We start from the raw sequence: 10101 nt of genomic DNA, 5'->3' as shown, positions 1-10101 counted from the left end.
ATACCACGGCGCCAGCGCCGGTGCGCGGCCGAGGGCCTTGTGCGCGGCCTGGCCAAGACCGCCGCCAAGCAGGACGATATCTGGGTCGAACATGGCAACGGTGGTGTCGATCGCGGCGCGCAACGGCCTTGCCCAGGCTTCCAGGATGGCGCGCGCCTGGATGTCGCCGGCCGCGTCGCGGGCAAAGAGCTGGTCGACCGAGACATCGGCGCCCAGGCCGGCGCGCGCGATATGGCGGCCGAGCGCCGTGCCGGAACTGGTGGTTTCGACACAGCCACGCCGCCCGCAGGCACAGACCTCGCCGTTGACGTCGACGGTGATATGGCCGAGTTGCCCCGCCGTTGCCCGGCCGCGCAGGATGCGCCTGTTCTGGGCGACGGCGCCGCCAATGCCGGTGCCGATGGTGAACATGGCGATGCTGTCGTGACCCTGGCCGGCGCCGAGAGTCATTTCGGCGACCAGCGCCATGTTGCAGTCATTGTCGATGACGACAGGCTTGCCGGTCATGCTCTCCAGCCGCTGCGCGACCGCGACCGAGGCGAGGTCGACATAGCCTCCCGACAGGACCGCGCCGCGCCGCGCGTCGACGCGGCCGGGAACGCCGACGCCGATGGCTGCCACCTCCGGGGCATCGAGAAGGCGCACCATGTCGGCGATGCGGCCAAGCACCAGCTCCGGATCAGGTGCGCTCTTTTCGGAGAGGCGTTTGAGGATTTCGCCCGACGCCGAGATGCGGGCGGCACGCAGATTGGTGCCGCCGATATCGATCCCTATGGCCATCGACTTTTGTGGCATGATGTCCTGCGCGTACCGGGTGATGCTACGGGATATCAGGCGGCCTTCCGCCGATAATGCCCGATCACCGCCTGGATTTCCCGCAGTCGCGGCACAGCGATGGTCTTAAGCCTTTCGCGCTGAATGTCACGGTCGAGCGAGATGCAGTCTTTCCACAGCGAGCGGCCGGCGATGACGCCGGAGGCGCCATTCTGCATGGCGATCTCGACCTGGCCGAGGAAGGTGGCGTGGTTGACACCGGCCGAGAGCACGGCCCAGGGCACGTCGCCGGCCATCTTCGTGATATTGGCGCAGGCTTCCGGCGTTCCGGGGTAGGGGAGCTTCAGCACCTTGGCGCCGCACTCCAGCGAAATCCTGGTGCCTTCCTCGACGAGCCACGGCGTCTTGGCCGCGTAATCCTCCGGGCTTTCGCCATCGAGCTGATAGGTCAGGAATTCGACGACGAGCAGCAGGTCTTCCCTGCCGAAATCGGCGATGCATTGGCGCAGTATGGCGATGTTGTGCTCATTGGCTTCCGGCTTGTCGGCCCTGAGATAGACCATGATCTTGCCGCCGGTGCCACCGAGCTCACGGACCCGGCGCGCATCGATGCCGGGGACCAGACGCGACAGGCGGTAGCCCTGCGGCGAGACGTCGAAGCCCGAAGCGTCGAGGCCGATGAGCAAGGCCGTGTCGCGGTTCAGTACGCCCTCGTCGACGATCCGCGGCACCGCGCACAGCGGGTCGAGCAGCACGCAAGAGGCGGCACTGGCGAGGTAGCGCGTGATGTCGGCCTTGGTGTCGCCGAGCATGTCATTGGTGATCCTGGCCTGCTCGGCCGGATCCGACGCCAGCAAGGTGCGCATGCCGCCGCGCTGGTCGCAGGCGATGGCCACCATGGCCCCGTCCTTGCCGCATATCTGCTGATAGCCGCGCAGTTCCGCGGTGGTCATCTTGGTCATGGTCTTCGTCCGATGTTGGCGCCCTGTCGCCGAGGGCGCGGATTCCGTGGAAACAATGGTCGGTCTGCCCGCCTGCCAGCAGGAATATCTTTGCCGCATGGAGTGTCGCCGGCCGTGGGAGAAGCGTGTTCCCGGCGGCGTTGCTCCAAGTTGCGGGCTCGCCGGATTTGCGCGATAACTCCCATCGGCGTATACGTATGTAACACGTTGCTGAAAGGAATTGCAAGCTGCCTATTCCCCCTGTCCAGGACGCGACCGCATCGCGCACGATGCTGCACACGGTCGCCAAGCTGCATTACGTGGAAGAGATGTCGCAGGTTGATATCGCCCGGCAACTCGGGGTCTCAACCGCGACCATTTCGCGCCTGCTGCAGCGGGCGCGGGCAGAAGGGATCGTGCGGATCGAAGTGCTCGACCTCGTGACGCCCGAAGACATTACCAAGCAGTTGATCGACGGGCTCGGACTTCGCGATGCGGCCGTGGTCGAAACGCCGGTGGCGGGCGCGCTGACGGCGCTGGCCGCGCCGCTTGGCGCGCTGCTCAAGCAGGCGCAACTGGTGGCGGGCTCCGTGGTCGCCATCGGCTGGGGGCGCGCCGTGCGCGAGGTGATCCGGGCCGGCCTGCCGCGCATGCCGGGCGTGTTCACCGTGGCCGCCACCGGCGGCATGCAGCAGCACGCGGCGCATTTTCAGGTCAACGAATTCGTAAGGCTTGCCGCGGAGGAGTTCGGCGGCACGCCGCATTTCATCCATGCGCCCTATCTGCCGTCCAGCGAACTGCGCGAGGTTTTCCTGCGCGATGCGGCTATCCGCGATGCCGTCGCGCTGTGGGACCGGACCGATGTGGCGATCGTCGGCATCGGCCTGCCGCACGCCATCAACGCGCCCGAGGCAAGTGCCGCCACGCCGAGCGAGCAGGCGCTGGTCCATGCGGCGGGCGACGTGCTTCGGCATTATTTCGATGCCGAGGGGACGCTGATCGCCTGGGAAGGCGAGAGCCGGATGATCGCCATGTCGCCGGCGCAGCTTCGCGCCGTGCCGCTGGTGATCGGCATCGCCGCCTCGCCGGAGAAGGCGACGGCAATCATCGCCGCGGCGCGGGCGCGGCTGATCAATACGCTGGTGACGGATACCAAGACGGCGCAGGCTATCCTCGCCGCCCTCTGAAAACGGGACGGCGGATATACCGAATTGATGCCTGCGCCCCTGGACGTGGCAGGGGCGGACGCGAAATCGGTTGTATCGCCGGGGAGTCGGGGCAATAGTTGGCCAGGGGCTCCACGGAGCAGTCGGATGTCGTCCAGAAAACGCGGCACGGATAGCTCGGAAAAACCGAGTTGCAATTTCTTTCTGCAAAGTGTTACAAGTTTGCAGGCTCGCAGTGCATGCACTTCGAGCAGGCTGGTTCTCTGACCTCGCCAAGGCGCGGAACGAAACAGCCGCCGGTCGATCGAGCCGGCTGACATATCGACCGGAGGGCGCTTGGGAGGAGCTGCCCGCGACAGGCAACAGGCGTTCCAGCCGTCGGCATCCCACAATCGGACCGCGGCTATTCCAATGTCACTTGCAACGGCAGATCTGCCAACAATGAGGAGGATGTCATGAAGAAGATTGTTGCCGCGCTCGCGGCGCTTGCCGTCGGCGCGACGGTGCTGATGGCGCCCGCGCAGGCGCAGGACAAGAAATATACCATTGCGCTCATTCCCGGCCTCACCACCGACGGCTTCTACATCACCATGCGCAAGGGCGCCCAGGCGGCGGCCGACGCGCTCGGCGTCAACCTGGTCTTCCAGGGCGCGTCGGACTTCAATCCCGTCACCCAGGTGCCGGTGCTCGACGCGGTCATCGCCAAGAAGCCCGATGCGATCCTGATCGCGCCGACCGACAAGGTCCAGTTGGTCGAGCCGCTGCGCAAGGCCAATGACGCCGGCATTCCGGTCATCACCGTCGATACCTTCATCGGCAGCGGCGTCTACCAGACCGGCGCCGGCGACGCCGATTTCCCGCTGGCCTACATCGCCTCGGACAATGTGCTCGGCGGCGAGATCGCCGCGCGCGCGCTTGCCACCGCCATCGGCGACAAGGGCAAGGTCTATGTCTCGAACGTCAAGCCCGGCGTCTCGACGACCGACCAGCGCGAGGAAGGCTTCAAGAAGGAGATGGCCAATCACCCCGGCATCACCGTTCTGGAAACCCAGTTCAACGACGACGACGCCAACAAGGCGGCCTCGCAGCTGCAGGCGGTGTTCGCGCGCAATCCCGACCTGGTCGGCGTGTTCGGCGCCAACCTCTTCTCCGCGCTCGGCGCCGCCAACGGCGTCAAGCAGGCCGGGCAGACGGGCACCGTCAAGGTCGTCGCCTTCGATGCCCCGACCAGCATCGTCGACAACATCAACACCGGCCTGGTCGATGTGGCGATCGCCCAGCATCCGGCCGAGATCGGCTATTACGGCGTCGTATCGGCCTATGCCCACCTGACCGGCCATTCGATCCCGGTCACCATCGGCACCGGCTTCACGATCATGAACAAGTCCAACATCGCGGATCCCAACATCTCGAAGTATCTCTACTCCGAGTAAGTCCGGACGAGCTTGGCTCCTCCCGCTCGCCGGGAGGAGCTTGCGCCGGTTCCGCATGAGGCGGAACTTTCTTGCAGGCAGCCGCGGAGCATCCATGACCTCGACATCACCAGCCCAGCCTGCCGAGAAACATGTCGCCCCCCAGGCCGATCACGGCGATCCGGCCCGGAGCCTGATCGCGCGCATCGCCGATGGGCGCGCCTGGCTCTTCCTGGCCGGCCTGATCATCTGTTTCGAGATCTGGTCGAGGCTCGCCTTCGGCGCGACCTTCGTGCTCAATCCGTTCAACCTGCAGTCGATCGCCATCTTCGCCGTGGCGCCGCTGCTGCTGGCGACGGGGCAGACTTTCGTCATAATCTCGGGCGGCATCGACCTGTCGCTCGGCTTCATCATGGGCCTTGCAGCCGTCGTCGCCGCGCATGCCACCAATATGGCGGGCGCCGCCATTCCGCTGCCGCTGGCCATGCTTGCGGGCATCCTTGCCTCGGTCATCGTCGCCGGCGTGCCTGGTATCATCAACGGCCTGCTGATCTCACGCCTGAAGGTGCCGCCCTTCATCGGCACGCTCGGCATGTTCGGCGTCGCACGCGGCGCCGCCTTCCTGTTGGCCGGCGGCACGACGGTTCCGATGCAGAACTCCTGGTTCGCGCTGCTCGGCAACGGCAAGTTCTATGGCGTGCCCTATCTGGTGATCATCACCGCGATCTTCGTCATCGTGATGCACTATCTGCTCAGCCAGACCCGGTTCGGCCAGCACAATTACGCCATCGGCGCTAATGTGCAGGCGGCGCGTCGCGCCGGCATCGACATCAGGGGCCATATATTGCGGCTCTATGTGCTGTCGGCGATGTGCGCCGGTCTCGGCGGCGCGCTCTACGCCGCGCGCTTCACCGCCGGCGCCGCGCAGGCCGGCGAGCCGCTGCTGCTCGACAGCGTGGCGGCGGTGGTGATCGGCGGCGCCAGCCTGTTCGGCGGCTCGGGAACCATCTTCGGCACGGTCGCCGGGGCGTTGGTGATCGCGGTCATCCAGTACGGGCTGGTCTTCGTCAATGTCGAGCCGTTCTGGCAGTTCATCGCCGTCGGTGTCGTCATCATCATTTCCGTGCTCATTGACCAGGCGCAGCGCCGGTTCAGCGGAGGCCGCCAGGATGACTAGCACCGACCAGACCGCGCCTCTGCTGGAAGTCCGCAACCTCTCCAAGCATTTCGGCGCCGTGCGCGCGCTCAGCGACTTCTCCATGGCCGTGCGGCCAGGCGAAGTCGTGGCGCTTGCCGGCGACAACGGCGCCGGCAAGACGACACTGATCAAGGCGATATCGGGCGTGTTCCAGCCGACCGGTGGCGAAATCCTGCTGCGAGGCCAGCCGGTGGCTTTCGCGACACCGCAGGAGGCGCGCGAAAAGGGCATCGAGACGATCTACCAGGACCTTGCGCTCGCCGACAATCTGTCGATCGGCGCCAACATCTTCCTTGGCCGCGAGCCGATGCGCAAGGCGTTCGGCTTCCTGCCGGTGCTCGACCGCAAGGCGATGGCCGAGGCGGCCAGGGAGACGATGAAGCGGCTGGACTTCCATGTCAGCCGGCTCGAGGCTCCGGTCAGCAATTTCTCCGGCGGCCAGCGCCAGGCGGTCGCCATCGGCCGCGCCGTCTATTGGGACGCGCAAATCCTGATCATGGACGAGCCGACGGCGGCGCTGGGCGTGCCGGAGCAGCGCAAGGTGATTTCGCTCATCCACCAGCTCAAGGCGCAAGGGCGCGGCGTCATCTTCATCTCGCACAATCTGCAGGACATCTTCGCGGTCTCGGACCGCATCGTGGTGCTGCGGCGCGGCGTCCAGGCCGGCGAGCGCAGGATTTCCGAGACAAATCATGACGAAGTCGTCAAGCTGATGGTCGGCGGCTAAGGTGTGTTGATATTCAGGTGATGCCGGCCTGCAAACGACAGCTTCCTGCGCTTCCGGTGCTCACGTACTTTAAGTACGCTCCGCTCCGGTTCTCGGATGCCATCGTTTTCGACTCGGCCTGACCTGAATCTCAACACACCTTAGACTGCGACTTTATTAGCCGGCATCGCAATTCGTCAAACTGGATCTATTTTCGGGATCATGATCTGCTTCGATCCAGCCTCGGCGCGGCCGCCACCAGCGCCTTGCCGATGACCGATCGCGGCGCGTCGATGACGGCGCGGGCATCGCCGGCCTCGGCGATCCGCCCGGCATCGAGAAGGATGACGCGGTGGGCGATGGCCCTGACGATGCCAAGATCATGCGAGATGAAGAGATAGGCGATCCGCTCCTGCCTTTGCAGGTCGAGCAGCAGGTCGAGGATCTGGCCGCGCACAGAGACATCGAGCGCCGATACCGCCTCGTCGAGCACGATGAGTGACGGTTTCGTCGCAATGGCACGCGCTATCGCCACGCGCTGGCGCTGGCCGCCCGAGATTTCATGGATGGCGCGCGGCGCGAGATCGGCCGTCAGCCCGACACGCTCTAGCAAGGCGGCGATCTGGCGCGGACGCTCGGAACGGGAGGCGATACGGTGGATGCGCAAGGGGTCGTCGAGCACACGCGCCACGGTGGCGCGCGGGTTGAATGCGGCGAGCGGATCTTGGAACACCATCTGCAGGCGCGCACGGCGGGCACGCAGCGCCGCGCCACCGAGGGCCATGAAATCCTCGCCTTCGAACGCGATGCGTCCGGCGTCCGGCTCGATCAGCCGCAGAACCAGCCGCGCGATGGTCGACTTGCCGCTGCCGGACGGGCCGGCGAGCGCCAGCGTTTCGCCGGGGTCGATGTGAAAGGAGACGTCGTCCGCCGCCGCGACGGCCTTGCCGCCGCGACGATAGCGTTTGGTGAGATTGGATACGGCAAGCAGGCTCATGCGCGGAGGCCGCTTCTTGTCAGCAGCGGTTCAGCGTCGAGGCCGATATGGGCGTCGAGCAGCGCGCGCGTGTAGGGGTGGGCCGGGGCGCCGACAATCTGGGCCGTCGGGCCAAGTTCGACGAGACTGCCATGGCGGAACACCGCGATGCGGTCGGCGAGCTCGGCGGCCAGCGCGATGTCATGGCTGATGAACAGCAGGGTCATGCCGTCCTCGGCCACCAACTGCCGGATTAAGGTGACGATCTCGGCTTGCACGATGGTGTCGAGCGCGCTGGTCGCTTCGTCGGCGATCAGCAGTTTCGGGCCGGCGGCAATGGCGGCGGCAATGGCCACACGCTGTTTCTGGCCGCCGGAGAGCTGATGCGGGAAGGCGCGCAGGGCCAAGCCGGGATCGGGCAGGCGGACGCGCTCGAGCAGGATCCTGGCTTTGTTGAATGCCTGCGGCCATGAGAGGCCAAGATGGGCGCGCGCGACTTCGGCGATCTGTTTGCCGACAGGCATGACCGGATCGAGGCTGGAGGAAGGATCCTGGAAGACGAAACCGATGTCGCGGCCGAGGAGGGGAACTCCACCGCGAAGATGACGAAGTTGGCGCTCTACGGCGCCCCCCTCTGTCCTGCCGGACATCTCCCCCACTTGGGGGGAGATCGTGCTGTCGTGACCGCTTTCGCCAGCCGCCAGCGTTGCAGGAGCAGAGCCGGCGGCGAACCCGCCGATCTCCCCCCTCGTGGGGGAGATGTCCGGCAGGACAGAGGGGGGCGCGAAGGAACGAGACGTCTGCGATTTCGGCATCGTCCAATCGATGCGACCCGTGATTTTCGCAGAGGCCGGCAGCAGCCCCGCAATCGCCAGCGCCAGCGTACTTTTCCCCGAACCGCTCTCGCCGATGATGGCCAGACGCTCGCCGGCCTCGACATCCAGTCTGACGTCCTTCAGCGCCGCGACCTCGTTGCCATCCCGACGATAACCAACGGTCAGGCCGCGGATCGAAGCGAGCGCGGTCACGAGAGGCCTCTCCGCACCGCTGTCGTCTCGACGATGCCTTCGCCGGTCAGGTAGACGCCGAGTACCGTGAGTACCAATGCTATGCCCGGGACGATCGACAGGAAGGGCGCTGTGCGCAGCACGGCGCGGCCTTCGGCGATCATGCCGCCCCAGGTGACCCGGTTCGGATCGCCGAGGCCGAGGAAGGACAGGGCGGCTTCGGTGAGGATCGCCGCCGCCACGATCACCGACGACAGGGCCAGCACGGGCGGCAAGGCATTGGGCAGCACCTCGCGAAAGGCGATTTCGAGCGGGTGCATCCCGACCGCGCGGGCGCTGGCGACATAATCGCGTTCCCTGATGGACAGGACTTCGGCGCGGGCGACCCGTGCCGGACCGGTCCAGGTGCCGAGCGCTATCGCTGCGACGACCACGCCGAGCGAGGGGCCGACAACGCTGACAAAGGCCAAGGCCAGCAGGAAGGCCGGCACTGTCTGGAAAGCATCGGTGATGCGCATCAGCACTTCATCGATGAAGCCGCCGGCAAATCCGGCCAGCGTGCCGATCACGGCGCCGATAGCGAGTGCCGCGGCCGCTGCCGCCAGCCCGACGGCAAGCGAGGTGCGGGCGCCGTGGAACAGTTCGGCCAGCACGTCGCGGCCAAGCCGATCGGTGCCGAGCGGCAGCGACCAGTCCTGGAAGGGCGGCAGCAACGCCGGTCCGGCGATGGCCTGCGGATCGCCTGGGAACAGCAACGGCGCCGACAGCGCCATGGCGAACAACGCCGCCAGAAGCAGCGCGCCGGCGTCCGCTTCGGGCGTGCGCAGGAAACGATGCAGAGCGCTCATGCGCCGGCCTCGCTGGCGCCGACGCGCGGGTCGAGAAAGGCGTAGGCAATGTCGACGAGAAGGTTGATGAGGATAACGAGGACGGCGCTGACAAGGATAATGCCGAGCAGCAAGGGCGTGTCGCGCGCGGCCACCGCTTCCTGAGCCAGCCGGCCGAGGCCGGGCACGGAAAAGACGCTCTCGACGACGACGCTGCCGCCCAGCATCTGCGCCGATTGCAGGCCGAGCATGGTGACCAGCGGCAGCAACGCGTTGCGGGCGACATGGGCGAGCACGATGCGCCGGCGCGAGAGCCCCCGGGCCCGTGCCGCCAGCACGAAGTCCTGCCGCCAGGCCTCGGCCATGCCGGCGCGCATCATGCGCAGATAGAGCGCGAGATAGATGAAGCCGAGCGCCGCGACCGGCAGGACCAGGTGGACTGATATGTCGGCGGCGCGCGCGAGCCCGGTCTTGTCGGAGGCCAGCGTCTCGATGCCACCGATCGGCAGCCAGCGCAGGTCGACGGCAAAGACGACGATCAACACCAGGCCGAGCCAGAAGCCCGGCACGGCATAGAGCGCCAGCGAGCCGATCGACAGAAAGCGGTCGCGGAAACTGCCGGGGCGCGCGCCGGCATAGATGCCGAGCGCCGAGCCGAGGCCGAACGACAGAGCCGTAGCGCTGACCATCAGCAGCAGCGTGTTGGGCAGCCGTTCGAGGATGACGTCGCGGATCGGGCGCGAGAAGGTGACCGACTGGCCGAGGTCGAGGTGCAGCAGTGCCCAGAGATAGCTGGCAAGCCGCGTCAGCTCAGACTGGTCGAGCCCCCAGCGATGGCGAAGCAGTTCGATCATGCCGGCATCGCCGCCGGTCGAGACGATGTAGGCGTCGACCGCGTCGCCGGGAGCCGCCTCGAGCAGCAGGAAGGTGCCGATGACGACGATCAGCAGCACGAAGATGCTGCCGACAAGCCGGCGGCGGATGAGGGTGAGGGCACGGTTCATGGGCGCATTGAGGGATTGACGATACCGTCGCCAGGATCGCGCCCAGGCACCCCCCTCTGTCCTGCCGGACATCTCCCCCGCAAGGGGGGA

Annotated in this window: 10 protein-coding genes; 4 read left to right on the top strand and 6 right to left on the bottom strand. The window is 66.6% G+C overall.

Going from position 1 to position 10101, the window contains the following annotated elements; translation table 11 throughout:
• Together J0I79_RS00485 and J0I79_RS00480 are read right to left on the bottom strand one after the other, a co-directional pair.
• On the bottom strand, positions 1-795 hold a 795-nt coding region (locus J0I79_RS00485; RefSeq protein WP_292854288.1), incomplete at its 3' end, for an ROK family protein.
• A gap of 35 nt (positions 796-830) precedes the next feature.
• Positions 831-1736 (bottom strand): tagatose-bisphosphate aldolase, encoded by a 906-nt coding sequence (locus tag J0I79_RS00480; protein WP_292854286.1) that lies wholly within the window; start codon positions 1734-1736, stop codon positions 831-833.
• A gap of 269 nt (positions 1737-2005) precedes the next feature.
• Here J0I79_RS00480 and J0I79_RS00475 point away from each other — a divergent pair, with 269 nt between their 5' ends.
• The 4 genes from J0I79_RS00475 to J0I79_RS00460 all read left to right on the top strand — a co-directional run bounded on the left by J0I79_RS00475 (position 2006) and on the right by J0I79_RS00460 (position 6218).
• Complete coding sequence (locus tag J0I79_RS00475; RefSeq protein WP_292854284.1) at positions 2006-2902, top strand: sugar-binding domain-containing protein; 897 nt, start codon at positions 2006-2008, stop codon at positions 2900-2902.
• 434 nt (positions 2903-3336) lie between these two features.
• Entirely contained in the window at positions 3337-4314 is a 978-nt protein-coding gene (locus J0I79_RS00470; protein ID WP_292854282.1) for an ABC transporter substrate-binding protein, read from the top strand.
• Between the two features lie 94 nt (positions 4315-4408).
• Positions 4409-5470 carry a ribose ABC transporter gene (locus J0I79_RS00465; protein ID WP_292854280.1) on the top strand — a complete coding sequence of 354 codons (1062 nt, stop codon included), beginning with the start codon at positions 4409-4411 and terminating at the stop codon, positions 5468-5470.
• Positions 5463-6218 carry an ATP-binding cassette domain-containing protein gene (locus J0I79_RS00460; RefSeq protein ID WP_292854278.1) on the top strand — a complete coding sequence of 252 codons (756 nt, stop codon included), beginning with the start codon at positions 5463-5465 and terminating at the stop codon, positions 6216-6218. Before J0I79_RS00465 ends, J0I79_RS00460 begins: the two co-directional genes overlap by 8 nt.
• Positions 6219-6417: 199 nt before the next feature.
• Here J0I79_RS00460 and J0I79_RS00455 read toward each other — a convergent pair whose 3' ends face one another.
• The 4 genes from J0I79_RS00455 to J0I79_RS00440 are packed head-to-tail and all read right to left on the bottom strand — an operon-like array spanning position 6418 to position 10011.
• The gene (locus J0I79_RS00455) at positions 6418-7194 is read right to left on the bottom strand and encodes an ATP-binding cassette domain-containing protein (protein WP_292854276.1); all 777 of its coding nucleotides are present in this window, start codon (positions 7192-7194) and stop codon (positions 6418-6420) included.
• Positions 7191-8201, bottom strand: coding sequence for an ABC transporter ATP-binding protein (locus J0I79_RS00450; protein WP_292854274.1), 1011 nt, complete (start codon positions 8199-8201; stop codon positions 7191-7193). Before J0I79_RS00450 ends, J0I79_RS00455 begins: the two co-directional genes overlap by 4 nt.
• Complete coding sequence (locus tag J0I79_RS00445) at positions 8198-9028, bottom strand: ABC transporter permease (protein WP_292854272.1); 831 nt, start codon at positions 9026-9028, stop codon at positions 8198-8200. The genes J0I79_RS00450 and J0I79_RS00445 overlap by 4 nt, the downstream gene beginning before the upstream one ends.
• Positions 9025-10011 (bottom strand): ABC transporter permease, encoded by a 987-nt coding sequence (locus tag J0I79_RS00440; protein WP_292854270.1) that lies wholly within the window; start codon positions 10009-10011, stop codon positions 9025-9027. Before J0I79_RS00440 ends, J0I79_RS00445 begins: the two co-directional genes overlap by 4 nt.
• Positions 10012-10101 lie beyond the last annotated feature (90 nt).

This window comes from Mesorhizobium sp., assembly GCF_017306585.1.
In the GTDB taxonomy this organism is placed as follows: domain Bacteria; phylum Pseudomonadota; class Alphaproteobacteria; order Rhizobiales; family Rhizobiaceae; genus Mesorhizobium.
The sequence above is the reverse complement of the archived record's forward strand: the minus strand, read 5'-3'. Positions and strand labels throughout refer to the sequence as shown.